Below are 26579 nucleotides of genomic sequence, written 5' to 3'. Positions count from 1 at the left end.
AATGGAATGTTATTTTCATGAAAATAAAATAAGGAGGGCATACGATATGCTCTCCTTATTACGTATATGGTTATTTACTTCATTTCCCAATTAGTTACTTTGATTATGGCTGCATCTGCGTTCTTAAGATCTGTTTCGCCAGAAGCTAAAAGAGAACTCCATTGTTTCACCCGATTCTTACCATTAGGAGGTTGGTTATAATCGTTGGTATCGACAACCAATGTACGCTTAGCATAGAAGTTAGTCATGAATGTCTTTTCATTCGTGCTATTGCCAGATCGTGAGAGGACTCCTTCAAGACTACCGTCATCACCCGTAGCACCTTGATTGAGTGCAGTGTCGACAAATGATCCAATCGTCAGAGCAGTATTAAATCCGCGCTTCCGGGCTTGCTGCACACTATATTCGATATAGGTGTCATAGAACGTACGCCACATGGCTTCTCTCCAAGCTTCATTATTTTGGAGAGCCTTGATCTTCTTTTTGATTACACTATCGCTATCGCTGAGTTTTAAAATCGAGCCACTCATTTTCCCCTTCAGTCCAGCACGGGCTAATCCACCTGCAATGGAAGGATTGCTAGCTCCACTAGCAGCATCAAAAGCTTTGAATAAGGCCGGACCGTCTGGTCCCGTATCATTGGAACCGCCTGTTGTTGCTCCAAAAATACCAATGGTATATCCACGATCATCGCCAATATCTTCAGCATAGCCATAGAATTCAGTCCATTTCAAAGAATCCTGCTCTGGCTTATTCACTAGCTTCATAATATTATCCCATTGCTCACCGTCGAGTCCTGTATTATCCTTCAGAAATTGAAGTGTTGAAGGTGAGAAATTAGCATCATGATCAATAGCTGTAACCGCTGTTTGGCTAGTAGTCTCCTCGCTGGTGAGGGGGATTTGCTGTATATTTGATTCATTTGTTTCTTGTACTGGAGTTCCGTTTTCTTCAGCAAGAGCCTTGGCGGGTAAGGGGCCGTACAAGCTAGAGAATGAAGCGATTACAGAGAAGCTTAGCAATATCATAAAAAACTTCGTTTTATGGGAAATGAGTTTACTGCTGATTTTAAACATATAACTCCTCCTCTAATAATGTAATTGTGAAAGGCTAAAAGAAATGTTACATATAAAAAAAGTGATGCTGTGTCAGTAGTAAGTAGCAACACCAAATACACTTTTAAAGCTTACGTAGATTAGCATCCAACTCGAATTAATTTAGCAAGATTATAGATAAGAAACATATGATTGAACAGTGCTCGAATAACCATTTTTATTCCAGTTTTGTGAATTGTAACTGGATACATTGGCCTAAATCTTCTGTTTTTTAATTCAAAATTAGATTCGTAGAGTGTATGAAAAACAGAAGGAACACTTTAACAGCTCGTTTGAATTCAAGTAATTAGATTAACACAGACCATAAACGCAAGAATGAGGACGAAAACCAATACAGCCTCTTGATAGAATGAGATACATCACCTAACAGGAGGTTATAAATTGAACAAAATACAAGAATTTAACGATTTGCATACATCAGAGGAAATTTTATTTCTAGGGAACGCCTGGGATTTGCTATCTGCCCTGGCTCTGGAAAAAGCAGGCTTTAAGGCGATAGGTACGACAAGTTGGGGAATTGCCAATACGCTTGGGTTTTCAGATGGAGAGCTTATTGATTTTGACCAGCATGTAAGCATCATTCGGACGATTGCAGAGCATGTTCAGATTCCAGTGTCGGCAGATATTGAGGCAGGATATGGGAAGGATGTAGCAACGATTGTTGAGCATGTATTAAGGACAGCCGATGTCGGAGTGGCAGGGATTAATATTGAGGATTCATTAAAACAGCAAAAGGGGCTTCGAGAAGTGAGGGCGCACAGTAACCTGCTGTCCAAAATAAGAGCTGCCTTGGATGTTCATGGGTTTAAAGATTTTTTTATAAACGCAAGAACGGATACATTTTTGCAGATAGAAGCTCCACTTTCGGAGACCATAGAAAGGGCCAAAGCGTATGTGGAAAGTGGTGCGAACGGCATTTTTGTGCCAGGGTTAAAGAATGATGAAGAGATCAGAAAAGTTGTATATCATATACATGCTCCGCTTAATGTTTTATCCTTGCCAGGTCTGACGAATGTCCGCCAGCTTCAGCAGTTAGGAGTCAAAAGGTTTAGCTTTGGAAATGCGTTTTCTGATAAGATAATAGTTGCTTTGCAAAAGAATGCGGAACAGTTGATCAACCTTCGAGATACATCACATTTATATGATGATTTTGCAAATCCTGAACTAGATGAGTATGAACTTTAGAAGGGACGGAATCTTCGATCATGGCTAACCTTAGTCTTTCTTTTGAAGAAATGTGGGATAAAATTATAGCATGTGATCGTAAATATGACGGGGTGTTTTTTACCGCTGTGAAAACAACCCGTATATATTGCCGACCTTCCTGTCGATCCCGAAAACCGAAAAAAATCAATGTCGAGTTTTACTTTGATGTGGACACCGTGGAAAAAGCAGGTTTTCGCGCTTGCAAAAGATGCCAGCCTCATATAGATCATTCGCCGTATATCAGGCTTGTCCAGAATGTGGTTGCTTTTTTAATCAATCATTATAAAGAAAAATTAGTATTGCAGGATATTGCAGACCATGTTGGAATAAGCCCTTTTTATTTGGATCGGATTTTTAAACAGGAAACCTCCGAAACCCCGCGTACGTATTTGGAAAAAATAAGAATAGATAAGGCATCCTATCTTCTTAAAAATACAGATCTTACGAATCTTGAAATTTGCTATGAGACAGGCTTCCAAAGTCCCTCAAATTTCTATAAGTCGTTTCGCAGCTTGAACCAATGTTCTCCTAGTGATTATAGGAAGTTACATAAAGATTAGGAATGGAAGGTGGTTATCCATTGATGAGCAAGCTATCCGTATTGAATTATGTATCGCCGATTGGAGAGATAGAGATACAGGGCACCAAAGAGGCTGTCTATTCTATTATGTTCTCTAATCGGAATGAGCCCTTAACGAGGCTTACAGAAGAGGCTCCAGTCCAAGTACTAGAGGAATGCGCCAGCCAGCTTGACGAGTATTTTAAAGGTGAGCGCTTTGAATTTTCGTTTCCTTATGCTTTTGAAGGTACAGACTTCCAGCAAAAAGTATGGAATACGCTGGTGACCGTAGGTTACGGTAGAACGACAGCTTATAAAGATATTGCTCTTGCTATTGGAAATGAAAAAGCAATCCGAGCTGTTGGCAGTGCGAATGGCAAAAATAAGCTGAGCATTGTGATTCCATGTCACCGAATTATCGGATCAAATCAGAAACTAACTGGCTATGCAGGGGGCCTATGGAGAAAAGAATGGTTGCTTCAGCATGAGAAGCGTTGTCTGAGGTCATAAGGAGGGTTTATGTATGAAAGGGATATATTTAAAAGAATTTAAGCCGGAAAGCTGGGCCAACATGGTTCAAATCTATCAGGAGCAATATGATCAGGTAGATCCAGCGGTAAGAGCAAAGGTGGCCAAGAGTGAAATTCCAAAGGAGATTCAGATTGTGCTGCTGCCTGACATGGGCGAATATTTGCTGACTTGGATGGATCGAAAGGTTCCCGCACTTGGTCACGAAACACCGTCGGATTATTTAAAAAGCGAAGAAGGGACCAAAGCACTGAAGGCAGCCATTCTGCGTATGCCGCGTTAAACAACTGACACAAGGAGATACATATGAACACGTCCAAACCCTAATCAAGCTATACAAAGGGAGCCGTTGCCGTGCTCCCTCTGGCGATCACAAGCAACCTGTGATAAAAGAGTTCTAATTGGCTGAAAGCTCACTCTCCGTCACCCATTTATGATTTTTGACAGGCTCTCCTCCTGTAGTCGGCGTATAATCTACCATATATACGGTCGTTGGCTCGGCGGAATCTATGGTAGCCTTAGCCCCATCCATCCCCTTCATATGATCTGCCGCCAGGATAACTTCCGTTCCCGGTTCATAGGGCTCGCTGCCTGCATCCTTAATCTCTTCATGAATAACCCACTTATGATTAGTCACTTTTTCTCCTCCAATAGTTGGAGTATAGGAGACTGTATAAGCAGTAGTCGTATAAGCACCCACAATCGTGGCCGTAGCGCCGTTCATGCCTGCCATATGATCGGCTTGCATGGTCGCTTGACTGCCAATTTTGAAGGCTGGATGTTCAGCTTCTTTTAGTCCGGCAGGAAGCTCACTGGAAGTGGAATGGTTCATATCTGATGTGTCGTGCTGTTGACTGCTGTTTGTCGTATGCTCCTGATCTGGCGTGTTACTGCTCCCGCACCCACTCAAAATAATCATGACTGCACCAGCAAGCAAAGCCCATTGTTTTTTCATATTTAAATAGCTCCTTTAGGATTGTATTTACACACTCAATTGTACCCCCTGGGGGTATAATTGAAACGGAATTATATTACAAACTTGTGAAGTGTTTTGCCTTCAAGCGGAGCGCCTGATGTGATCCTTTTGAGTTATGCGGAAGATGCGTAATTAAATATTGTTGACAGTGAATAAAAAATCATTGTAATATCTACAAAACATATCAAATTACTATGTTTTAAAAAGCTGTAAACATTTTAACTCACTAAAAGTAGATCATATCAAGGAGCAGGGGGAGACATCAAAATGAAGAAACAATGGATTTCATTTATATTGCTATTGGGAGTAGTCGTGCTTTTTATTTCAGGCTGTGGCAGCAAGAATACGTCGGGCGGCGTTGCTGGTGAAGAAAAGAAAACACTGCATATCAGCTTTAATCCCGGCCCATATAGCGATCAGTTTAAGAATGGTGTGGCTCCATATTTGGAGAAGAAGGGGTATAAGATTACATATAAAGAGTTTACAGACGGGGTTCAGCCCAATGTAGCCGTGGCTAATGGAGATATTGATGCCAATGTGTTCCAGCATTCGCTCTATCTGGATTCTATGAATAAGCGGGAGAATATTGATCTGGTTGGTGCTGTGCAGGTCCCGACTCCTCCAATGGGATTGTACTCCAGCAAGCATACCAGCCTTGACGAAATCAGCGCTGGCGCCCAAATCAACCTGCCCAACGAGCCAGTTAATATGCTGCGCGCGCTGAACATTTTGAAGGAAGTAGGTTGGATTACGTTAAAGGACAATATCGATCCACTGCAAACCTCGGTGAATGACATCACCTCTAATCCGCATCATCTGCAATTTGTTGCTACCGACCCGGCACAGGGGCCACGTGTACTGGAGGATGTTGATTTTGCGGCTATACAAGGGAACTTTGCTGTATCGAATGGAATGAAGTTGACCTCGGCATTAAAGCTTGAAAATATGACAGACCCGTTCACGAACGTGGTGGCTGTGGACAGCAAGAATAAGGACAAGCCATTTGTCAAAGACATTATTGAGGGATATCATTCAGATGAATTCCAACAGTACATCAAATCGAATCCTGCGTATGAAGGCTACAAGCTGCCAAGCTATTTTAAATAAATGGGTATGATCCTGGCGGGCTGACATTCTCAGTCTATATCTTATGGATAGAAGGTGGAGATAAACGTGATTTTTTCATCCTCTGATCTCGTCAAGGCTCTGCCTGACAACTATTTTAGCGCAATCGATGACAAAGTGAATCTGTATAAAAGCAAAGGAATAGATGTAATTAATTTGGCAGCCGGCAACCCGGATCAGCCAACACCGCCGCATATCATCGACGCTTTGAAGGATGCGGTCGATCAACCGATCAATCAGGGCTACCCGCCTTTTCATGGAAAAAAAAGTACGCTGGAGGCAGTCGCTGCGTTCTATAAACGGGAGTATCAGGTGGAGCTGGACCCTGAACGGGAAGTTGCCGTATTCAACGGCTCTGCCATAGGTGTAATGGGGATTCCACAGGCGTTGCTGAATCCTGGTGATTGGTTATTGACCACCGATCCAGCATATCCCCAATATTATTCCGCTGCTGCGCTGGCAAGAGCCCATATTCATACGATTCCACTGGATGAGAAGCATGGATTTTTGCCTGATTATACAACCGTGCCGGAAGAAATCGCAGAGCAGGTCAAACTGCTCATGATTAATTATCCGAACAATCCGACAGGAGCCGTAGCTACTGTAGATTTTCTGACGAAGACACTGGATTATGCTGCTCGGTACCAGTTTCCGGTTATGAATGATTTTGCTTACGGTGCTCTTGGCTTTGGCGGACATAAGCCGATTAGTCTATTGCAAATCCCTGGCGGCAAGGAGTATGGTGTCGAGACGTATACAGCTTCCAAAACGTATAACATGGCTGGATGGCGCTTCGGATTTGCGGTTGGAAATGCGTCCGTCATTGGTGCACTCAAGCATTATCATACGCATGCCTACAGCACTGTTTTTGGTGCGGTACAGGATGCGGGAGCTGTCGCATTGCTGGGCACCCAGGAGCCAGTACGGGAGCTCGCGGCGTTATATGAGCGGCGACGTGATGTTCTCATTGCAGCGTTACGAAATATTGGCTGGGATGTAGCTGCTCCCCAAGGGTCCTTTTTTGCCTGGTTCAAGGTGCCGGAGGGGTATACATCGGCTTCCTTTGCAAACTTTTTATTGGATGAGGCGCATGTTGCGGTTGCCCCTGGAGAAGGCTTTGGTCGTGCAGGAGCTTCTCATGTGAGGGTCAGCCTGGTGAATAGTGAAGAAAGACTGCTGGAGGCGGTACAGCGCATCGCAGCAACGGGTGTTTTTCAAGCTTAAGCTGGAATAAAAGAAATTCATGGAGGGAGCGAGAAACGAACTTTGAGTATAGCCATATCGGAGCCATGGAAGAAGAAATAGCAGGTTTGAGAGCGCAAATCGAAGGGATAAAGATGACCCGGATTGCGAACGGGATTTTTTATACGGGTCATCTTCAAGGCAAGGAAGTTATTGTGCTGCGTCCATGCAATGTTCAGGAACGTTTTTTCTTTGGCTTGCCATACTGGTTAATGAGAGTTCGAAGTTGTTTCCCGGCTTGATTTAGTTCCATATCATTCAACACATAATCGGTGCTGACTTCCCAGGTGCTGCGGTCATTCAGATAAAAAATAAAGGCGGGGAAGCGAGGGCGCAGCCATTTACGGATGGAGGCCCCCTCGAATTCGACTTTAGTGATTGCAGACCACGGGACAGTTCGAATACCATCGGAAATACTGTGTTCGTCAAAGATGAACAGGAAGGCTTCCTTACGAAGCGTTCTGCTCAAACAGACCACCAAATAACTACCGAAAAAAGGAATTCCAATAATGGCGGACGTAATAAAGAAGAAGGTTTGCAGAGCAGAGATATCTTCGTCGATAAAAATGAGCAACAGCAAAAACAGACAAATCAGCACAAACATCAAGCTGCCCAGGGCTTTCCAAAATGCCAAAGATCTGCGATATACAATTTTATCCACGGAATACCGCCTCGTCGGGTACAAACGCCTGAATGAAATGAGTAATCCGTTCTCTCCAGTCTGATTCGGTCACACTTTCAATTCGCAGGCATGGGGTGGCCTGCATATCCAGTTCTGTATTTCTTACAACCCACACATCATTCGTTCCTTTAAGAACAAATAGCAGATTCGTAACAGAAGGACCCTCTTCATCCGTATCTGTGTATACCATCTGGCTCAAGTTATCCAGGCTGCAGTGATTACGATTAAAATCCTCTCGCCAGTCTTGTATCATTTGTTGATCCGACGCTTGAAGCTTCCATGTTGCCAATTGCTGCATTGTGAAGTTGGATGAGGTCAACTCATTCCACTGTTCTTCTGTCAGATCGACGTATCGGCTGTGTCCATTGAAGCTGGGAGCCGACAGGCCGAACAATTGATCAATATCGTGATGCCAGTCTTCTGGAGAAGACCAGCGAAAGAAATGGAGTTCATTGTGGCTGGAAAAGTGATACAGAAAACGTTCGTTTCCATGGTGTATCGTTAATGTATTTTGCTTGTCCTGCTGCTCCTTGTATCCACGCAGCATTTGGCGGCTTTGTACCAGATGAGCTAGCATTTCAACAATGAATGCATCAAATTCAAGCTGCTGTTGCCCGTCATCCTGCTGTTCCAACAAGCCTTTGGATACCAGGCTATGTGTTGCAGCATGAAAAAGCAGTTCCCAGCGATCTTCGGTTAGTTCCCCGTAATAGGATTGGAGCAGACCCGAAGCCATATCTTCTGCCCCCAGTGCAGTCAAGGCAAAGCCTAGTTCCTCAAGCGTTAAAATTACCGTTTGTTTGTCCATAGTCAGGCTCCTTCTCCATCTGTTAAGTGTATGTTTATTTGAATAGTTTGCTGGCCCAGCGTATCCCTTTTTCGGCGAATTTGGCGACTTTTCCACCTGCCCAGCTCCCCACTGTACCGCCGACGTATGCACCGACGGCTGCACCAACCGGACCGCCGATAGCACCACCTATGGACCCCAAAACGACAGCTCCGCCATAAGTTGCGGCGGTTTTAATCGCTACATTAGAAGCAGATACAGCCACATCCGTTCCGGTAAGCTTCCCGCTTTTCCATTTTCCAGCCAGACTGATGCCCTCGCCCACAATATTCATGGTGGCATTAATTGGATATAGCTTTTTGGCGATCATGCCGGGAATTTGGCGTGTTGCTATGCCGTAGCGTCCTTTTTCCACCCCGGCGATGACGTTGCGCGTCCACTGAGGAAAGCTGTTGGCTTTGTTAAACCCAAGGCCGAGCTTACCCATTTGAAGCTTTCCAGCTAAACGATCGAAACCTTTCAAGCCCTTCATCACAATACCTGGTTTAGCGAACTGGCGGTTTATGCTTTTGCCCAAATTACGCATAAAAGCATTGTTACCTTTGCCTTTCACCCATGCCGCATTATGTATAACCGCTCGAGTGGGATTTTTCAGACTTTTCTTGAATTCTACTGTTTTGGTGAGCACAAGTGTGGAAGCCAGACCGCTATAGATCGCTGTTCCAGCAAAGCCCAGTTGCCCTCGCCATTTATTGGCCTCTGACAGGCTGTTAATGGCTATATCTGCGGGATCGTTTCCTTTTTTTCCGGAAGTTGCTCCTTCACTGCTCTTAATCTGTCCGCTTTGATCTCCTTGGTTAATCCCTGTGTCTGCTTGGGTATCTGTTTCCTTGAATTTTACTGCAATCGAACGCAGCTCTGTGCTGACAGAACCGACGGTTTGAGTGAAAGCGTCCATTTGTCCACGTGCTTTGTGAAAATCCTGATAAAAGCGCTGCTGTGTCGTTCCTGCCCAGCTATTCTCTAGCATTTGAATATGCTGTGACAGTTGTCCGCAAATTTGTGCCCCCAGCTCACGTGCCTGCGCGAACTGCCTGGAAACCGCCTCTAGTTTCTCAGGAGGAACCATAATTTTAGCCATGATGTCCACCTCGAATGATTAAAATAATTACTTTATATTTTAGTGATTCTAGCGAGAGTTAGCAAAAAAAGGAGGGGGTTTGAGCGAAAAATAAGTCATTTGTATGAGTTCGTTGATGGGCATAAGGGAGAATAGTAGGAGTCGTTATGATCCGAAGTTCTTATATGTCATTCATGAAGAAAATGAAAAAAGCCTCTCTGTTCAAATGGAGATTTCCATAAAAAAGAGAGACTTTCATGCATAGAAGCTATTATATATTGTGCGACATTCTAGCTTATTTCAGAGGGACCTGCTTGGACAATTTTTCAAACTGCTGCAAGTGAGGGGTGACCTTGGCGGTAATCCCTTTGAGATACTTGATGGCCGCTTGTCTTTGACGTTCTTTAGTTGCGACCTCTTCAGGGAACATGGAGTATTCCTTTTGAACAGAGCCATTTTTATAATTTACGGAGAAGAGCTCTCCTTGCTGCCATCTTTGGACCAGATCTTGATTACTGTGCAAGATGTTTAGCACTTCTTTTCCATTTTTATAAGTGAAGCTATAGTCTGGATCGGCTACAGCATGGATCACTTGGTAGCCGTTCTGTAATCCATTATCCTGAAAAGTACCTACTTGGATCTGATTCGAACGGATCGTTCCATCCGATTGCGTCACTTTTTCAGTCTGCGTACCCTTACCGCTCATCGTGTCATTGCTCCATGTTCCGTTGTATACGACTTTATGATGTTGTCCATCTGCATCTGTATATTGATTCATATATTTTCCAGTTCCTGATCGCTTGCCATTCACAAAATCGCCCGAATACTGCTTGTATTCGCTCCATTTGATCGTACCACGTCCGTTTGGCTGTCCATTCTCAACCTCTCCGTAGTAAGTCGTCTGTCCGGATAACTGAAGCAGTTCCTTGGTCGCAGCCGCATTCACCGTAGGTATATTATTTACCAACAGCGTTCCTGAAATCAGCGATGCAGACACCACTATAGGCAGGGACAGAGCCTTTCCTTTTTGCCAAAGTTTTTGCATCATGAGTTCTCCCCTTTCGAAGCTTTGAGTTTCTACGAGTCATGTTCAACAACCCAGCACTTTTAACCTATTTTGTGCTTGGTGGTTTATAGTTTAATATAGATTGAGAATTATAGGAAACTATAAAGTAAAAAATAGGTAATAAGGAGGAGGGATTTTGATTTTACCTGAATATGGAAGTGAGGATGTATCGAGCATCCTTGCCGTAGAGTTGGATCATGGGCCTAGAAAGACAATAAAGGGAGTTCATGAAGTAGAGCCAGATTCTAATATCTACTGGCTGATAGATGTGGAATTCTGTGATTTTACGTTGTCAGATGAAGACATTTTGCAATTGCTCAAAGGATATATCGTATACGGGCATGTCCAAGATTTGCAGATATGGACTAGCGTCGGGCGTAGACTAGAAGGCGAATGCCGTTATGATAAAATCTGTATTTGTGTGGATATATTCAACAATGTAGAGATGCAGATTTGTTTGGAAGAAGCCAAGGTTGCTGATTTTATGAACACACTACCGGCGCGATTTCAGGAGAAGGGGACCATTCGTGTGCTTCCTCGGGAGGATGCTGCCCATGCACGTGCAAAAGCGGAAAAGCTACAAGCCTTTACAGATCAGGAGGGTGAGAGGGAACACTTTGTCATGCTTAGGCTGGTAGCGGATCAAGATCAATCTTATCGTGGAGCGGACATTTGGGATGTCATGCTGAGCCTTGGAATGAAGTGGGGAGATATGGATATTTTCCATGCACAACATCACGGTCCGGGAGGCAATGATGAACTATTTAGCGTACATACGGGAACAGAGCCTGGATTTTTTTGGCTGAGTACACTTGCAGAGGATCGGTTTGCAGATTTGATTTTCAGTATGGATGTGGTAAGAACGGTGCAGCCGCAAACTGTGTTTGAGGCGATGTGGAAAAGTGCCGAATATGCACGCACCAGACTCGGCGGAACATTAGTCAATGAACAAGATTTGCCAGCTGTACCGGAAGATTATCTTTGTCAAATTCAAGAGATGGAAGACCGATTAAGTGAGTTTGGATTTAAAGCAGGCGAGTATGCTGTTGCGTTTCTACTCTAGCCTAGAAAGGGGTGATTTCGTTGTCCAGCAACTCTATCGAGAAGCTAAGAACGATTCTAAAACGTAAAGCTACTATTTTTCATACAGGGGGCCGCAGACCGTTAGATTCCCTGGAACAGAGCTGGATTGGCAGAGTTACAGTGGCTTTGCCGGCGGAAGAACAACCCGTTGATGTACAGGGGAATGCTATGGCTCCGATCATGCAATTGTATTTGCCTGCTATGCCTTTTGTTCCACAAGCTATACGTGATGTCAAGCTGTTGACGGTCTTCCTGTCACCCGATGTACTGGATCATGAGGACATGGAAGGATATATGTGTATTCGTGAGTATACGTCGGTAGAGGATTTGGTCGAAAAAGATTTTGGGGAGGCATTCATGCATATCAAGGCATTCCCGTTATTCCCCGAGCTCATAGAGAATGACTATCCCGTTTGGGACGGGGAAGATATCCCTGAGGAATATGGTGATGCCCTCAACAACATGGATGAGGAAGAACCCGACTATTTTGAGGACATCGTGGAGGAAATACATGCGGTTCACAAAATCGGTGGCTATCCCAGCTTTATTCAACCAGGCATCGACTTTGGCGAAGGCTATGAATTTATGTTTCAGATTGCGTCAGATGCCAAAGCTGGATTGAATATTGTCGATGGGGGCAGCTTTTATTTTGCCAAGCATCAGAATGAAGGAATCTGGCGGGGTTACTTTGATTTTTACTAAATATTGAAATGGGGTAAAAAAGAGATGAATGTTTTAGGTCAGTTAGGATCTGCCATCCAGAGCAGTCTATTTATTCAATCCGAACTGAAGAAAGCACATGCCTTGATTCAGAAGCACGACCTGCCTGTAGAGCAGGTGGAGGATGATTTTCACAAGCAGATCAGCTTGCTGGAGCAATATGCCGGCACTCGCATTTTTCAGCAAGGGCTTGCCAGATACAAAGTAATTAATACAATACTTTTGATCATATCTGTGATTATACTGCTGGCAGCAGTTATCGTTGCGGCGGTGGAATATTTGCAGCCGGAACGACATCTGCTGCAAGTGTTGGTGAATGCCATGTTCGACTACTGGGTTCCCTCTATTACAATACTTAGTGTTGTATTCGTGGGTGTGATCGTTCTTGCCATCGTTAGAAATGTTTATGCCAGACGATTACATACGCGTGTGCTGGATCGGTCCTGGCAGGCCATTTTCCAACATGTGGACAAATGAGGCTAGAGAGCAACTAGTAGATTGTCATACCAGCTTAAGGAGTGGCAGCAATGAATGACTGGGAATCGGGAATCATTCATGTTGATAATGAGCACGCGTTTTATTCTTCTTTAACGGAAGATCAGTTGTTAGAGACTGCTTTGTACACGAAATATTTTCATTCTGTAAGAAAGCTAGGAAATGGGTACATTTGGTACCATTTTGATCAGGTTCCTTTGCTGCACCGGCATTTTTTTGTGTCTGTATGCTTTAAGGATACAACCCTAATTGTTGTGGAGATTTCGCTCCAGGGCAACGAATTTCCAACCTCATGGGATAATTGGTCTGAGGAAGGGGAGAGAAAGCGGCAAAGGGAGCATGATCGTTTGTTAGAACAACATTTGTCCATGAAGCCAAGCTATCGTCAAACCAAGCCTTACCCCTATATGGAATATGAACTGAACTGGGGGAAAATCTCTTCTTATTTTGACCCCCGGTCGGGAAATACGGCCATTGCTTTTAAGTATAAAGATGATTGTTGAAGGTGAGAGTGTCAGACGAGTAAGGAGAAGTGTGATGGATAAAAAAGCAAAGAAAATACTTATGAACACTTTCTGGTCCTCCAGCGGCTGGAAGCAGGAGAGGGAACCTTTTTCGGGTGAGGATTTTGAATATGCCAAAAGTATGGGCTTGATGTTCGATCCGATCACCATTACACATGATGAGATTATAAAAAGGTTATATGAGCTGCACCAGCAAAAGGCTACAAAAGAGCGAGTGGCAGCAGCGTTTTTACACAGTCTTTCCACGAAAAAAGTCCATTTACGAAGCGCCTTATCGAGCTGGGCATTAACCGCACAACTGCCTTTGCACACCTATAGGGAGCGGCCTGTCGTCCTGCCAAACTACAGTAGCTGTGGGGATTGTAATTTTCATAAACTAATGTCCGATAAGGAGTACGTCAATAAGGATTTGAATGTACTGAATTTTGAACGAATCAAATGGGGAGGTATTCGGCTGAATCACCTTCTTTATTGTTGGATGGACCTCGAATTGTTCAGTCAAGAGGAGGAGTTCCAGGTTACTGATGAGGATCTGGTTATCCTTCATAACATGCTGGAAGCGGTTCAGGACTGTGAGGATCAGAACGGTCCACGACAATTGGAGAAGCGCTGGAAAGATGTGCTCCCATCCAGTAAAAATGAACGCGATGTGGCTATGGAAGTATGGGGATATGCAGGATTGCTCACACCACGGGACACACCTCGCAGGCGCCGCGGCGGCAATGATGATTTTTGTTCGGTAGCAGCCTGGCAAGGAGATGACGGATACTCACAGGAAGCGCTCGACTATTACTTCGGTACGTTTTTATAAAGAAAGTGAAGGTTTATCTTCAGGTTAGGCTATTCCCCCAAACAAATAAGGGAACTCCCTGATTGGTTCAATTGGACAGAATACTTAGAATTAAAGTAGGGTGAAAAATTGAACTTTGGGGGAATGGATGATGAGTCGATTAACCGTAGCTACAAAGATGTTACACATTGTGAAAAAAGGATCAAGACTTTGAAAGGGATCAGTAGATACATCCCCAATCAGCATGGAGCTTGGGCAATGCTCATTCTTCCATTTTTGTTTGGCTTAGCTGCTTCTCCAAAACAATTCATTCATATACCTTTATTCGTATGCTGGTTTTTTATCTATTTATTTAGTTTTCCTGTTCTCCAATGGATCAAAACAGGAAACAGTAAAAGATACCGTAAACCTGTTGTTATTTACGGAGCAATACTCCTTCCTCTTTTAGCTTCTCTAGTATGGGTTAAACCTGCGTTGATCTGGTACGGAGTTCTGCTTCTGTTCTTTTTTATGGCTAATATGTATTACGCCAAAATGAAGAATGAGCGTGCTTTGTTAAATGATATTGCCGCGATTCTGCTTTTCTGCTCTTTTATATATCCTGTTGTTCATATTGGAGAAGGCGGAGATTGGACGCTAACCACAGAGCTGTTTTTGCTGTTGGTGTGTTATTTCATAGGAACGGCTCTTTATGTTAAAACGATCATCCGTGAAAGAAAAAATCCACGTTACTATTATGCGTCTATTATCTATCATCTGATCATTGTGCTGTTTGCCGCCTGGATCAAGGTGTTTTTGGTTATTCCATTTTTAATTTTGTTCATACGAGCTATATGGCTTCCTAAGTTCGAGTTAAAGGCAAAGCATGTAGGCATGGCTGAAATTGGATTTTCATTGATGCTCTATGTATCTGTGCTGTTTTTATATTTTTAAAAAGGAGAGACATCAATGATATCTTTGCAAACGCCACGAGATTATCGCGTAGACCCGTTTATCGTCATTTGGGAGGTAACAAGAGCTTGCGCATTAAAATGCCTTCACTGTAGAGCGGAAGCCCAATATAAGCCTGACCCTCGTCAGCTGACATTTGAAGAGGGCAAAAAGCTGCTTGATCAAATCGCCGAGATGAATCATCCATTAGTGGTTTTCACAGGTGGAGATCCGTTAGCGCGTCCTGATTTGTTTGAGCTGGCTCAATATGCAATTGAGGAAAAAAAGTTATCGGTTTCAATGACTCCCAGTGCTACCCCGAAAGTGACACGAGCAGCAGTCGAAAAAGCAAAGCAGGTTGGTTTATCACGGTGGGCTTTTAGCCTGGACGGTTCATGCGCGGACATTCACGATCATTTTCGAGGGACTGTGGGTTCTTATAATACGACCATGCGGGGAATTGGCTATTTGAAGGAATTGAACATCCCTATCCAAGTGAACACAACCGTGTCCCGATACAATCTTCACGATCTGGAGCGAATTGCAGAGAAGGTAAAGGAAATGCAGGCGGTATTATGGAGTTTGTTTTTTCTCGTTCCAACCGGGCGTGGTATGGAAAAAGATATGATTACTCCTGATGAGCATGAGGCTGTAATGAAGTGGTTGTATCAGATACAGCAACAGATGCCCTACGGTGTAAAGGCTACCGAAGCACCTCACTATCGAAGGGTGGTTCTACAGGAAAAGCACAAAGCAGGACAGCATAGTGCAACGTTCGAACAAAAAAGGGCAGATGTTCTGGGACGTGCCCCTAAAGGTGTAAATGATGGAGATGGATTTGTTTTTATCAGTCATGTCGGCGAAGTGTACCCGAGTGGTTTCCTGCCGCTAACATGCGGGAATGTACGAAAGGATAGTTTGGCCCATATTTATCGGAACTCTCCGATTATGAATAATCTTCGGGATAAATCTCTGCTTAAAGGCAAGTGTGGAGTCTGCGAGTTCAATACAGTCTGTGGAGGCTCCAGAGCAAGAGCTTTTGCAATCACAGGAGACTACTTGGAGAGTGACCCTTATTGTGCATATATGCCTGGAGTGGGGAAGGAAACGTGTGCTCATGAATAAAAATGCCAAAAGAGTTATGATCCTCGGTGGAGGAATAAGCGGTTTAAGTGCTGCCTTTTATGTGAAGAAGCTGGCGGAGGACAGGCAGCTTGAAGTGGAGATTACACTGGTGGAGAAAAGCGATCGCCTGGGAGGAAAGCTGCAAACGGTTCGCCAAAATCATTTTATGATCGAAAAAGGACCAGATGCTTTCCTGGCCAGAAAGACGGCTATATTGGATCTGACTATGGAGTTGGGACTGGAAGCTGATTTGGTGTCAACAAATCCGAAGGCCAAGTCGGCCTCCATTTTGCATAAAGGTAAGCTGCACACCATGCCGATGGGCTTTATTTTAGGTATTCCAACCAAGTTAACTCCCTTCATTCGGACAGGACTAATTTCTCCACTGGGAAAAGCGCGCGCAGCCCTGGATTTAATCATTCCAGGCAAGCAAGGCGACATGGATGAATCTCTGGGAGATTTTATCAAGCGGCGTCTAGGTAAAGAGGTGTTGGAGCAGATTACAGAGCCTTTGTTATCTGGTATTTACGCTGGCGATACGTATTCTCTTAGCCTCAAGTCAACCTTCCCTCAATTTAAGCAGATGGAACAAAAGCATGGAAGTCTGATTATAGGTATGGCTAAAGGGGCGGGGAGAAAGTCGGGTGCACCTAACAAATTGCCGGAAATCGCCAAGAAAAGCATGTTTCTTTCCTATCGACATGGATTATCGACCATCGTGGAGCGGTTAAAGGAAAAGCTCGACACTGTCCAATTTGTGATGGAGCAGCGTGTGGCTGAGATAAGAAAAGAGAACGGTTATCAGGTAGTCCTGGACCAAGGACAAATCATAGATGCAGATGCAATAATCTGCGCTATTCCAGCCTTTGAGGCGGCTAAATTATTTTCCGATATCACAAGTGTGAGCTGGCTTAATAAGATCAATTACGTTTCGGTAGCCAATATTTCCTTGGCGTATAAAAATTCAGACCTTCATCTTTCCTATGAGGGTACAGGATTTTTAGTTCCTCGTAAGGAAGGAAAAATGATTACGGCCTGTACTTGGTCATCTACAAAGTGGAGCCATACCGCACCTGAAGGGTATACACTCTTACGGACTTACATTGGTCATGCAGGTGCACAGGAATGGGTTCAGATGACAGACGAGGAACTAGTGGAAGCAGCCCGCAAAGACCTGAAAGATCTAATGGGGATCGATGCTCAACCTGAAATGACCGAGGTCAGTCGGTGTAATCAATCCATGCCACAATATCCGATTGGGCACCAAGAACAGATGGCGAAGGTGAGACATGATTTGTCACAGTATTTTCCGAATGTGTTTCTTTGTGGCGCTGGTTATGGAGGCGTTGGCATTCCAGATTGTATCGCTCAAGGCAAAGAAGCAGCTGAACAGCTGGTCTCAGGTTTCTTATAATCAGGCTCTTTCCACGAGTGAAAAAGGGATCACCCTAATTGGTTCAGCCTTGAGAGAGACATAGAATGAGAGTTGAGTATAAAACTGAAGTAAGATGGGGGAATGAAAAATGAGCCAGTTAACGGAAGAAACATGGGTAGCGGACATTGTGAAAGAAGTACCCAAAACAAGTGACTTGTTCCGTAAACTACGGATTGACTTCTGCTGTGGCGGGAAAATATCGCTCCGTGAAGCAGCTGCCAGCCGGGGGCTTCACGCTGGTGAACTGCTGGCGCGGGTGCATGAAGTGGAGGAAAATCAGGCACAGCACAAGCAAATGCAACCTTCCTCACTCGAACCCAAAGAACTGATCGCCTATATTCAGAATGAGTATCACACAAAGTTATGTGAAGAACTAGCGGCGCTCACACCGTATATTACCAAACTAACGCGGGTTCATGGCGAACGTTATTCGCACCTAAAGCGAGTGAATGAACTTTATACCTTGCTTAAACAGAAGTTAACGATACATATTCAATTCAAGGAAAGCCTTCTGTTTCCGTTGATTCAAGCGTTTTTTCAAGACTCGGCATTTGAGCGTGTGGACGCACTTCACTTTCATTTATCCGAGTTGCAAGAGGAGCATCAAGCGGTTGTGGATTTACTGCAGGAGCTGCGCTTGATTACCAATGGCTTTGAGCCGCTGCAGGAAGCTTGTGGTACGCATCGACTTGTATTGAAGCGTTTGGAGGATCTGGAAGCAGACATTTATAATCATATTCTTCTTGAGAATTGTACCTTAGTTGAACGTACCAGACAGGCACAACTCCATTCATAATGTAACCTCTCACTTAATGACAGGCTGAACGTAAGGAGCCAATAAAATGAAGAAATTTGTTAAACATAGTCAGGCACTCTTTTTTATTTTTGCCATTGTGTTATTACTTGCGGGGTGCGGTGCGGGGCAACAATCAGCTTCAAGTGGTAGCAGCACGGCCCAGAATGAGGTCTCCGGCCAGGATTCATCGAACAAGGCTGAAACTGTTGATCTGACCATTTCCGCAGCCGCGAGCTTAACAGATGCACTCAAAGAAATTCAACCGTTGTACGAATCATCCCATAAAGGTATTAAATTGAATTTCAACTTTGGTGGTTCTGGTGCACTGGAAAAGCAGATTGAGCAAGGAGCTCCATCGGACTTGTTTTTGTCTGCTTCGAAGAAAAACATGAAGTCTCTCGTAGATCAGCAGTTAATCGAGAGCAATCAACAAAAAACATGGCTGACGAACGAGTTGGTAGCGGTGATCCCTGCAGACGGGACGATGAGCATCACGAGTGTAAAGGATTTAACGCAAAGCGAAGTGAAAAAGGTAGCAATCGGTATTCCTGAGAGTGTTCCTGCAGGCAAATATGCACAGGAAGCACTGACGAACGTAAAGCTTTGGGATGTGCTACAGGACAAGCTCGTTCAGGCAAAAGATGTTAGACAAGTGCTGCAATATGTGGAAACGGGTAACGCAGATGTCGGATTTGTGTATAAGACAGATGCGTTGACTTCGCAAAAGGCGAAAATTGCCTTTGAGGTGGACTCTAAAACTTATTCAACGGTTGAGTACCCTATCGGGATCATCAAAGCTTCCAAGCACATCCAAGAAGCCGAAAGCTTCTATGAATACCTTCAATCGCAAGAAGCTCTGAATATTATGGCTAAGTATGGATTTACCATACCGAAGTGAGCATGCAGGCTATAGATTGGAACGAATATTGGCCTCCGATCCGATTATCGTTACAGGTTGCACTGTTATCCAGCGTTTTGGTGATCCTATTAGGCTTGTTTGCGGCATGGTCCATGTCGCGGTTAGGATTATTCAAAGGGAAAACACTCGTTGAAACCGTGCTTATGCTGCCTTTGGTACTCCCACCAACGGTAGTTGGATTTTTACTGTTAATCTTACTCGGACGAAAAAGTTGGTTTGGACGTTTGGTGGAGCAATGGTTTGGCGAGCCTATTGTATTTTCATGGTGGGCTGGGGTTGTGGCCGCGGTGGTTGTGGCTTTTCCTCTAGTCTATCGAACACTGAGAATGGGATTCGCTTCAGTGGATCAGGACTTGGAAAACGCGGGACGCTCAATGGGGGCAAATGAATGGCAGGTCTTTCGATATATCACCTTTCCGTTGATTTTCTCTTCTTTTAAAGCGGCCTTTATACTCGGGTTTGCCCGTGGGCTGGGCGAATTCGGGGCTACGCTGATGATTGCCGGAAATATTCCGGGTAAAACACAAACGATCCCTACAGCCATCTATATTGCAGTAGATTCTGGTCATCTTCCTATGGCCTGGGTATGGACATGCTCTATTATACTGATTTCCTTTATGATGCTCCTGTTAACAGGCCAAAAGAACAATTAATTTATTCATACAAGCTTCCCTCTGGTAGAGGGGGCTTTTTTTGTATCTTTCCATAGAACGAGGGATTTTCTATAGCGCTATAGGACATTCCCTAATGGGAACGGAGATGAATGAATTACATAATGAGAGTAAGCGAATGAATCTTCCCCGTGAGTTTGCGATGGGATGATTCATTCTGAAAAGGAGCGTTGATCACCGATGAAAAAAAAATACAGTCTCAACTTCTTCAAGCCAATCGAGAGCTATTCTGGAAATTGGTCAATCCTTGAAGAAAAAAATAGAGAATGGGAAAACGTGTATCGCCAGCGTTGGTCTCATGACAAAGTGATTCGTACGACGCATGGTGTTAACTGTACTGGCTCCTGTAGCTGGAAGGTTTTTGTTAAGAATGGCATCATCACCTGGGAAAATCAGCAAATCGATTACCCCTCCTGCGGTCCAGACATGCCGGAATTTGAGCCGCGTGGATGCCCGCGTGGGGCTTCATTTTCTTGGTATGAATACAGCCCGTTACGTGTGAAATATCCATATATGCGCGGTAAGTTATTGCGACTCTGGCAAGCTGCCCTCAAGGAGCATAGCAATCCGGTAGACGCATGGGCCAGCATTGTGGAAGATCCGGAGAAAGCCAAGCTCTACAAATCGGCTCGCGGCAAAGGCGGGCATGTTCGTGTGGCTTGGGATGATGTTCTGCACCTGATTTCGGCTCAATTAATTTACACAATCCGTAAGTACGGTCCTGACCGGATTGCAGGCTTCACCCCCATTCCGGCGATGTCAATGATTAGCTACGCCTCGGGAGCTCGGTTCATTTCTCTGCTTGGTGGGGAGATGTTGAGCTTTTACGATTGGTATGCCGATCTTCCGCCTGCTTCTCCTCAAATTTGGGGTGAGCAAACGGACGTACCTGAATCCTCAGATTGGTACAACGCAGGTTATCTGATCATGTGGGGCTCGAACGTGCCGCTTACCCGGACGCCAGATGCCCATTTTATGACGGAAGTACGCTATAAAGGAACGAAGGTTGTATCCGTGGCTCCGGATTTGGCGGAAAATGTGAAGTTCGCTGATAACTGGCTTGCACCTAATCCAGGTACAGACGCCGCTGTTGCACAGGCGATGACGCATGTCATTCTGGATGAGTTCTATCAAGAACGCCAGGAACCTATGTTCATTAACTATGCCAAGCAATATACAGATATGCCATTCATGATTCTGCTTGATCCCCACGAAGGAGCCTGGAAAGGCGGACGTTTTCTGCGGGCCAGCGATCTGGGGGATGCTTCACAACATGCAGATTGGAAACCGGTCATATTCGATGAAGTAGCAGGCGAAATGATGGTTCCGAACGGTACAATGGGACAGCGCTGGGAGCAAGATAAGAAATGGAATCTGATCTTGGAGCGGGAAGACGGAACAAAGGTTGAACCTGCGCTCACGGTGGTAGGTCATGACGAGCAATGGGAAGAAATCGTATTCCCTTATTTTGATAACGCAGGTAACGGAACGTTTAAACGTGTCATTCCGGCGAAAAAAGTACGTCTGGCTGATGGTTCAGAGCGTTTCGTAGCCACCGTATATGATTTGATGATGAGCCAGTATGGTGTCGCTCGCAATGATAGCCCTCATAATGCAAAGGACTATTACGATGCAGCTTGTCATTATACTCCTGCCTGGCAGGAAAAGATCACGGGAGTCAAGGCATCGGTTGTAGTGCAAGTTGCTCGCGAATTTGCTCAAAACGCAATCGACACCCAAGGACGTTCTATGATCATTATGGGGGCGGGTATCAATCACTGGTTCAACAGTGACACCATTTATCGCTCCATCTTGAACCTGGTCGTGCTGACTGCTTCCCAAGGTGTCAACGGCGGAGGCTGGGCGCATTATGTAGGTCAAGAGAAGTGCCGTCCTATTGAAGGCTGGTCAACGATTGCCTTTGCAAAAGACTGGCAGGGACCGGCTCGATTGCAAAATGCTACTTCATTTTTCTATTTTGCAACAGAACAGTGGCGCTATGAAGAAAGTGGCACCGACACATTGAAATCCCCGACTGCGGGAGATGTCAGTTACCAGCATCCGGCGGACTACAATGTGCTTGCTGCCCGGTTGGGTTGGATGCCTTCTTACCCGCAGTTTAATAAAAACAGCTTGCTATTCGCAGAAGAAGCAGCGCAATTAGGCAAGAAGTCAAACGAGGAAATCATTAACCACACTGTGGAAGAGATTAAATCGCGTAAGACCCGTTTCGCTATTGAAGATCCAGGGGCAGCAGAGAACTTCCCGCGTTCACTCTTTATTTGGCGGTCCAACCTCATTTCCAGCTCGGCCAAGGGACAGGAATATTTCATGAAGCATTTGCTCGGAGCCTCCGACGCGCTGCTTGCCCGACCGAACGAAGATCAGAAGCCAGAGGAAATCGTTTGGCGGGAAGATGTAGAAGGAAAGCTTGATTTGATGGTCGCACTTGATTTCCGGATGACCACAACGCCATTGTATGCGGATGTCGTGCTTCCGGCGGCAACCTGGTATGAGAAGACGGATTTGTCCTCAACAGACATGCACCCGTTCGTACATCCATTTAATCCGGCGGTAAATCCGCTTTGGGAATCCCGCTCAGACTGGGATATTTACCGTCAGCTGTCTGAAACCTTCTCGAACATGGCCAAAGTGCATCTGCCGGGAATATATAAAGACCTTGTAACTGCACCGCTTGGACATGATTCTATAGGCGAAATTTCGCAGCCGATGGGTCTTGTCAAGGATTGGACGAAGGGCGAGGTCGCTGCTGTACCGGGTAAAACTATGCCTAATTTCAGCATCGTAGAACGCGATTACACGAAAATCTACGATAAGTATGTCTCGCTCGGTCCCAATTTGGCTACAGGAAAAACGGGCGCGCACGGCGTTAGCTTCTCGGTAGCGGAGGAATATGAGGAATTGAAGAAGCTGAACGGGGTCTATTACGATGAGTCCATCAAAGATGGACTGCCGAAAATCCAGACAGCTCGCCAAGTGGCCGATACGATTCTCCATCTGTCGTCGGCAACCAATGGTCGTGTCTCCCAAAAAGCCTACGAAGAGGCGGAAAAGGATCACGGGGTGAAGCTGATGGACATCTCAGCCGACCGCGCAGCCGAGAAAATCACGTTCCAAAGCATTACAGCGCAGCCGCGTGAAGTTATACCGACACCGGTATTCAGTGGCTCCAACAAACAGGGACGTCGCTACTCGCCATTTACCACAAATATTGAGCGTCTCGTTCCGTTCCGGACTTTGACAGGAAGACAGCATTTCTATATCGATCATGAAATCTTCCAGCAGTTTGGGGAGTCGCTGCCTATCTATAAACCGACTTTGCCACCGATGGTATTCGGCACGCGTGATCGGGAAATCAAGGGTGGTCAGGATTCACTGGTGCTTCGTTATCTGACTCCACACGGGAAATGGAATATACACTCCACCTACCAGGATAATCAGCATATGCTTACGCTATTCCGCGGAGGTCCTACGGTATGGATCAATAACGAAGATGCAGCAACTCATGCTATTGCCGACAATGACTGGCTGGAGGTGTACAACCGTAACGGTGTCGTAACCGCCCGGGCAGTTGTCAGCCACCGGATGCCAAGAGGAACGATGTTTATGTACCATGCTCAAGATAAGCACATTCAAGTGCCAGGCTCCGAAATCACGGATACACGCGGGGGCAGTCATAATGCGCCAACAAGAATTCATCTCAAACCGACCCAGATGGTTGGTGGATACGCTCAGCTTAGCTACGGATTCAACTATTACGGTCCGATCGGCAACCAGCGCGATGTGTACGTAGCGGTACGTAAAATGAAGGAGGTTAACTGGCTTGAAGATTAAAGCTCAAATTGCCATGGTCATGAACCTGGATAAATGTATTGGCTGCCATACGTGCAGCGTGACGTGTAAAACAACTTGGACAAACCGCAAAGGTGCGGAATATATGTGGTTCAACAACGTGGAAACCAAACCTGGTATTGGGTATCCAAAACGCTGGGAAGACCAGGAGCAGTATAAGGGCGGCTGGCAGCTTCGCAAAGGGAAGCTTGAACTGAAGTCAGGGAACAAGCTGTCCAAGATAGCGCTAGGTAAAATTTTCTACAACCCCGATATGCCTGAAATGAAAGATTATTATGAGCCGTGGACCTACAATTATGAACATTTGACCAACGCTAAAGAGCAGAAGCATTCTCCGGTAGCACGTGCACAATCTGCTGTAACAGGCGAAAAAATGGATCTGAATTGGGGACCAAACTGGGAAGACGATTTGGCAGGCACCCATGTGACAGGACCTCTTGATCCCAATATTCAGAAAATCGAAGAAGAGATTAAATTCAATTTCGAAAAGTCGTTCATGTTGTATCTCCCTCGGCTTTGCGAGCACTGTCTGAATCCGAGCTGTGTCGCATCCTGCCCTTCGGGTGCTATGTACAAACGGGACGAGGATGGCATCGTGCTCGTGGATCAGGAAGCATGTCGCGGCTGGCGATATTGCATGACGGGTTGTCCATACAAGAAAGTGTACTTCAACTGGCAGACGAACAAAGCAGAAAAATGTACCTTCTGCTTCCCGCGCGTGGAAGCCGGGTTGCCAACCGTCTGCTCCGAGACATGTACTGGACGAATTCGTTACCTTGGCGTTCTATTGTATGACGCGGATAAGGTGCAAGAGGCTGCTTCTAAAGAGGATGAGAAAGATCTGTATAAAGCACAGTGTGATTTATTCTTGGACCCAAGTGATCCGGCAGTGATTGCGCAGGCCAAAAAAGATGGGATCTCGCAAGACTGGATTGAGGCAGCGCAGAACTCACCGGTCTACAAGCTTGCGATTGAATATAAGCTGGCATTCCCGCTTCATCCGGAATACCGCACGTTGCCGATGGTCTGGTATGTACCACCACTTAGTCCCATCATGAATTACTTTGAAGGGAAAGACTCCATCGAGAATCCGGATATGATCTTTCCAGCTATCGAAGAAATGCGCACGCCTATTCAGTATCTTGCCAATATGTTGACGGCGGGCGACACCCAGACGGTGAAAGAATCGCTGCAGCGGATGGCTATGATGCGCTCCTATATGCGCGCCCAGTCCACAGGACAATCTTTCGATGAAAGCCGTCTGGAACGCACTGGCATGACAGCACGTCAGGCAGAGCAAATGTACCGGCTTCTGGCCATTGCCAAATACGAGGACCGTTTCGTCATTCCGACATCGCATAAAGAGGGTTATGCCAATCCATATCGCGCCCAAGGAGCTGCCGGTTACGGTGATACTTTAGGGACTATGGATAGTTGTGGAACTCAAGGAGCTGGCTGTAGCGGTTGTAGCCTGGGAAGCTCCACAGGAATGGAAGAGCCTTCGAAAACAGGCAAGCAAATGTATGAAGAAAACTTCTACGGGGGTATTTGGCGTGATTAATGTAGCGAAACTGTATGAATTCAAGCCTTCATTCGGGTTTTTCGCCCAACAACTCATGTACCCAGAAAAGCTGGATTTTCATCCGGCTTTTCTGGAAGCATCCTTTAATCCGGATCATCCTGCGTATACGCATGCTAATATGTACTGGTCTTTGATGCAAGAGTTTAGTATGGAAGAAATCCAGGAAATGTATACGGAAACTTTTGATTTTCAAAAAAATTGCGCACTATATATGACTTACTTCAAGTTCGAAGATGCAAAGGAAAGAGGGCAAATGCTGGTCAAGTTAAAGGTCCTCTATGAAATGTATGGTCTTGAAATGCCAGATGGAGAGCTGCCTGATTATCTGCCGCTCATGTGTGAATTTCTATATGCCGCTGAATGGGTGCAGGATGCAAAGACGACAGAAAACTTCCGCATGCCCATCGCGATTTTGGAAGACGGCACCTATCATTTGCTTAAAGCGCTGGAAAAAATGGAAAGCCCGTATTTTCATCTGGTCAAGGGACTGCGCGAAACGCTTAAAGCTTGCGTAGAACAGGAGGCAGCCGCGTTATGATGATGGAGCAGTTTTTATGGGTCATTTTCCCTTATATGTGCGTGGTCATCTTTATCGTAGGTCATATCTTCCGCTATAGAACTGACCAGTTCAATTGGACGGCAAAATCGAGTGAATTTATTGAAAAGAAACAATTGATGATTGGAAGTCTCTTATTCCACTTGGGGATTATTCCTGTTATATTTGGTCATGTGTCTGGTCTGGGCATACCCAAAACCTGGATGCATGCGCTGGGTGTAAACGATCATCTATATCACATTGGAGCGGTCTATATTGGTGGAATATTTGGGGCTATGACGTTCCTGGGGATGTTGATACTTACCTCTCGACGTTTTACAATTCGTAATGTGCGCCGTTTAAGTACAGCTTCTGATTTGATTGTAAATGTATTGCTGTTGGCGCTTGTATGCATGGGGATGTTTGCAACTCTCGTAACGAATGCGGTACAGCCTGAATTCGATTATCGGGAGACGATCTCAATCTGGTTCCGCGGCCTGTTCATATTCCGTGTCGACCCGACACTGATGAGAGATGTACCGATTTCTTTCAAGCTTCATGTACTTATGGGTTTTGCGATTTTTGCGTTCTGGCCGTTTACCCGGCTTGTACATGTGTGGAGCGTTCCGTTGAATTATGTGCGCAGAAGTTATATCCTGTACAGAAGACATAAATCGAACTAGGAAAGCGGGCCC

General features: G+C 45.2%; 27 protein-coding genes. 21 read left to right on the top strand and 6 right to left on the bottom strand.

Annotated features, from left to right (window positions below; genetic code table 11):
* Window positions 1-74: 74 nt before the first annotated feature.
* Window positions 75-1076: a chitosanase gene (locus OIU26_RS04845; RefSeq protein ID WP_058830026.1), complete on the bottom strand. Its 1002-nt coding sequence runs from the start codon at window positions 1074-1076 to the stop codon at window positions 75-77.
* 420 nt (window positions 1077-1496) lie between these two features.
* Here OIU26_RS04845 and OIU26_RS04840 point away from each other — a divergent pair, with 420 nt between their 5' ends.
* The 4 genes from OIU26_RS04840 to OIU26_RS04825 are packed head-to-tail and all read left to right on the top strand — an operon-like array spanning window position 1497 to window position 3691.
* A complete protein-coding gene (locus OIU26_RS04840) occupies window positions 1497-2300 on the top strand; it encodes an isocitrate lyase/PEP mutase family protein (protein ID WP_040103173.1) in 804 nt (267 codons plus the stop codon).
* A gap of 20 nt (window positions 2301-2320) precedes the next feature.
* Window positions 2321-2881 (top strand): Ada metal-binding domain-containing protein, encoded by a 561-nt coding sequence (locus OIU26_RS04835; RefSeq protein ID WP_264216104.1) that lies wholly within the window; start codon window positions 2321-2323, stop codon window positions 2879-2881.
* A gap of 23 nt (window positions 2882-2904) precedes the next feature.
* Window positions 2905-3390, top strand: coding sequence for a methylated-DNA--[protein]-cysteine S-methyltransferase (locus OIU26_RS04830; RefSeq protein WP_264216103.1), 486 nt, complete (start codon window positions 2905-2907; stop codon window positions 3388-3390).
* 13 nt (window positions 3391-3403) lie between these two features.
* The gene (locus OIU26_RS04825) at window positions 3404-3691 is read left to right on the top strand and encodes an MbcA/ParS/Xre antitoxin family protein (RefSeq protein WP_264216102.1); all 288 of its coding nucleotides are present in this window, start codon (window positions 3404-3406) and stop codon (window positions 3689-3691) included.
* Window positions 3692-3805: 114 nt separating this feature from the next.
* Here OIU26_RS04825 and OIU26_RS04820 read toward each other — a convergent pair whose 3' ends face one another.
* Complete coding sequence (locus OIU26_RS04820) at window positions 3806-4363, bottom strand: YdhK family protein (protein WP_264216101.1); 558 nt, start codon at window positions 4361-4363, stop codon at window positions 3806-3808.
* A 288-nt stretch (window positions 4364-4651) separates the two neighbouring features.
* On the opposite strand from OIU26_RS04820, the gene OIU26_RS04815 reads away from it, so the two are divergent.
* Entirely contained in the window at window positions 4652-5491 is an 840-nt protein-coding gene (locus OIU26_RS04815) for a MetQ/NlpA family ABC transporter substrate-binding protein (protein WP_264216100.1), read from the top strand.
* A gap of 66 nt (window positions 5492-5557) precedes the next feature.
* Window positions 5558-6733: an aminotransferase class I/II-fold pyridoxal phosphate-dependent enzyme gene (locus OIU26_RS04810; RefSeq protein WP_264216099.1), complete on the top strand. Its 1176-nt coding sequence runs from the start codon at window positions 5558-5560 to the stop codon at window positions 6731-6733.
* A gap of 193 nt (window positions 6734-6926) precedes the next feature.
* Here OIU26_RS04810 and OIU26_RS04805 read toward each other — a convergent pair whose 3' ends face one another.
* The 4 genes from OIU26_RS04805 to OIU26_RS04790 form a co-directional block, all read right to left on the bottom strand.
* On the bottom strand, window positions 6927-7412 hold the full coding sequence (locus tag OIU26_RS04805) for a DUF5381 family protein (protein WP_264216098.1): 486 nt from the start codon (window positions 7410-7412) through the stop codon (window positions 6927-6929).
* Window positions 7405-8241, bottom strand: a complete 837-nt coding sequence (locus tag OIU26_RS04800; RefSeq protein ID WP_264216097.1) for a hypothetical protein — start codon at window positions 8239-8241, stop codon at window positions 7405-7407. The genes OIU26_RS04805 and OIU26_RS04800 overlap by 8 nt, the downstream gene beginning before the upstream one ends.
* A gap of 34 nt (window positions 8242-8275) precedes the next feature.
* Window positions 8276-9361: a WXG100 family type VII secretion target gene (locus tag OIU26_RS04795; RefSeq protein WP_013372400.1), complete on the bottom strand. Its 1086-nt coding sequence runs from the start codon at window positions 9359-9361 to the stop codon at window positions 8276-8278.
* Window positions 9362-9635: 274 nt separating this feature from the next.
* Window positions 9636-10385: a hypothetical protein gene (locus OIU26_RS04790; RefSeq protein WP_025679277.1), complete on the bottom strand. Its 750-nt coding sequence runs from the start codon at window positions 10383-10385 to the stop codon at window positions 9636-9638.
* Between the two features lie 157 nt (window positions 10386-10542).
* On the opposite strand from OIU26_RS04790, the gene OIU26_RS04785 reads away from it, so the two are divergent.
* The 15 genes from OIU26_RS04785 to narI all read left to right on the top strand — a co-directional run bounded on the left by OIU26_RS04785 (window position 10543) and on the right by narI (window position 26567).
* Window positions 10543-11469: a cell division protein ZipA C-terminal FtsZ-binding domain-containing protein gene (locus OIU26_RS04785; protein WP_264216096.1), complete on the top strand. Its 927-nt coding sequence runs from the start codon at window positions 10543-10545 to the stop codon at window positions 11467-11469.
* Window positions 11470-11489: 20 nt separating this feature from the next.
* A complete protein-coding gene (locus tag OIU26_RS04780) occupies window positions 11490-12191 on the top strand; it encodes a YwqG family protein (protein WP_264216095.1) in 702 nt (233 codons plus the stop codon).
* A 24-nt stretch (window positions 12192-12215) separates the two neighbouring features.
* On the top strand, window positions 12216-12686 hold the full coding sequence (locus OIU26_RS04775; RefSeq protein ID WP_264216094.1) for a DUF6097 family protein: 471 nt from the start codon (window positions 12216-12218) through the stop codon (window positions 12684-12686).
* A 50-nt stretch (window positions 12687-12736) separates the two neighbouring features.
* Window positions 12737-13207 (top strand): hypothetical protein, encoded by a 471-nt coding sequence (locus OIU26_RS04770; protein WP_264216093.1) that lies wholly within the window; start codon window positions 12737-12739, stop codon window positions 13205-13207.
* A 34-nt stretch (window positions 13208-13241) separates the two neighbouring features.
* A complete protein-coding gene (locus OIU26_RS04765; RefSeq protein ID WP_264216092.1) occupies window positions 13242-14039 on the top strand; it encodes a hypothetical protein in 798 nt (265 codons plus the stop codon).
* A 123-nt stretch (window positions 14040-14162) separates the two neighbouring features.
* Window positions 14163-14951, top strand: a complete 789-nt coding sequence (locus OIU26_RS04760) for a YwiC-like family protein (protein ID WP_043886028.1) — start codon at window positions 14163-14165, stop codon at window positions 14949-14951.
* Window positions 14952-14966: 15 nt separating this feature from the next.
* Window positions 14967-16073 carry a TIGR04053 family radical SAM/SPASM domain-containing protein gene (locus tag OIU26_RS04755; RefSeq protein ID WP_264216091.1) on the top strand — a complete coding sequence of 369 codons (1107 nt, stop codon included), beginning with the start codon at window positions 14967-14969 and terminating at the stop codon, window positions 16071-16073.
* Window positions 16066-17487: a protoporphyrinogen oxidase gene (hemY, locus tag OIU26_RS04750; RefSeq protein WP_264216090.1), complete on the top strand. Its 1422-nt coding sequence runs from the start codon at window positions 16066-16068 to the stop codon at window positions 17485-17487. Before OIU26_RS04755 ends, hemY begins: the two co-directional genes overlap by 8 nt.
* A 109-nt stretch (window positions 17488-17596) precedes the next feature.
* Window positions 17597-18304 (top strand): DUF542 domain-containing protein, encoded by a 708-nt coding sequence (locus OIU26_RS04745; RefSeq protein ID WP_040103187.1) that lies wholly within the window; start codon window positions 17597-17599, stop codon window positions 18302-18304.
* Window positions 18305-18350: 46 nt separating this feature from the next.
* Complete coding sequence (modA, locus tag OIU26_RS04740; protein WP_164964560.1) at window positions 18351-19202, top strand: molybdate ABC transporter substrate-binding protein; 852 nt, start codon at window positions 18351-18353, stop codon at window positions 19200-19202.
* A 2-nt stretch (window positions 19203-19204) separates the two neighbouring features.
* Complete coding sequence (gene modB / locus OIU26_RS04735; RefSeq protein WP_264216089.1) at window positions 19205-19876, top strand: molybdate ABC transporter permease subunit; 672 nt, start codon at window positions 19205-19207, stop codon at window positions 19874-19876.
* Window positions 19877-20074: 198 nt separating this feature from the next.
* Window positions 20075-23749 carry a nitrate reductase subunit alpha gene (locus OIU26_RS04730; protein ID WP_040103189.1) on the top strand — a complete coding sequence of 1225 codons (3675 nt, stop codon included), beginning with the start codon at window positions 20075-20077 and terminating at the stop codon, window positions 23747-23749.
* Complete coding sequence (gene narH, locus OIU26_RS04725) at window positions 23739-25328, top strand: nitrate reductase subunit beta (RefSeq protein WP_016324613.1); 1590 nt, start codon at window positions 23739-23741, stop codon at window positions 25326-25328. Before OIU26_RS04730 ends, narH begins: the two co-directional genes overlap by 11 nt.
* Complete coding sequence (gene narJ, locus OIU26_RS04720) at window positions 25321-25887, top strand: nitrate reductase molybdenum cofactor assembly chaperone (protein ID WP_013372382.1); 567 nt, start codon at window positions 25321-25323, stop codon at window positions 25885-25887. Before narH ends, narJ begins: the two co-directional genes overlap by 8 nt.
* Window positions 25884-26567 (top strand): respiratory nitrate reductase subunit gamma, encoded by a 684-nt coding sequence (narI, locus tag OIU26_RS04715; RefSeq protein ID WP_013372381.1) that lies wholly within the window; start codon window positions 25884-25886, stop codon window positions 26565-26567. The genes narJ and narI overlap by 4 nt, the downstream gene beginning before the upstream one ends.
* The last annotated feature ends 12 nt before the right edge of the window (window positions 26568-26579 follow it).

Source organism: Paenibacillus sp. BT-177, from assembly GCF_025846815.2.
Lineage (GTDB): Bacteria > Bacillota > Bacilli > Paenibacillales > Paenibacillaceae > Paenibacillus > Paenibacillus polymyxa_C.
The sequence above is the reverse complement of the archived record's forward strand: the minus strand, read 5'-3'. Positions and strand labels throughout refer to the sequence as shown.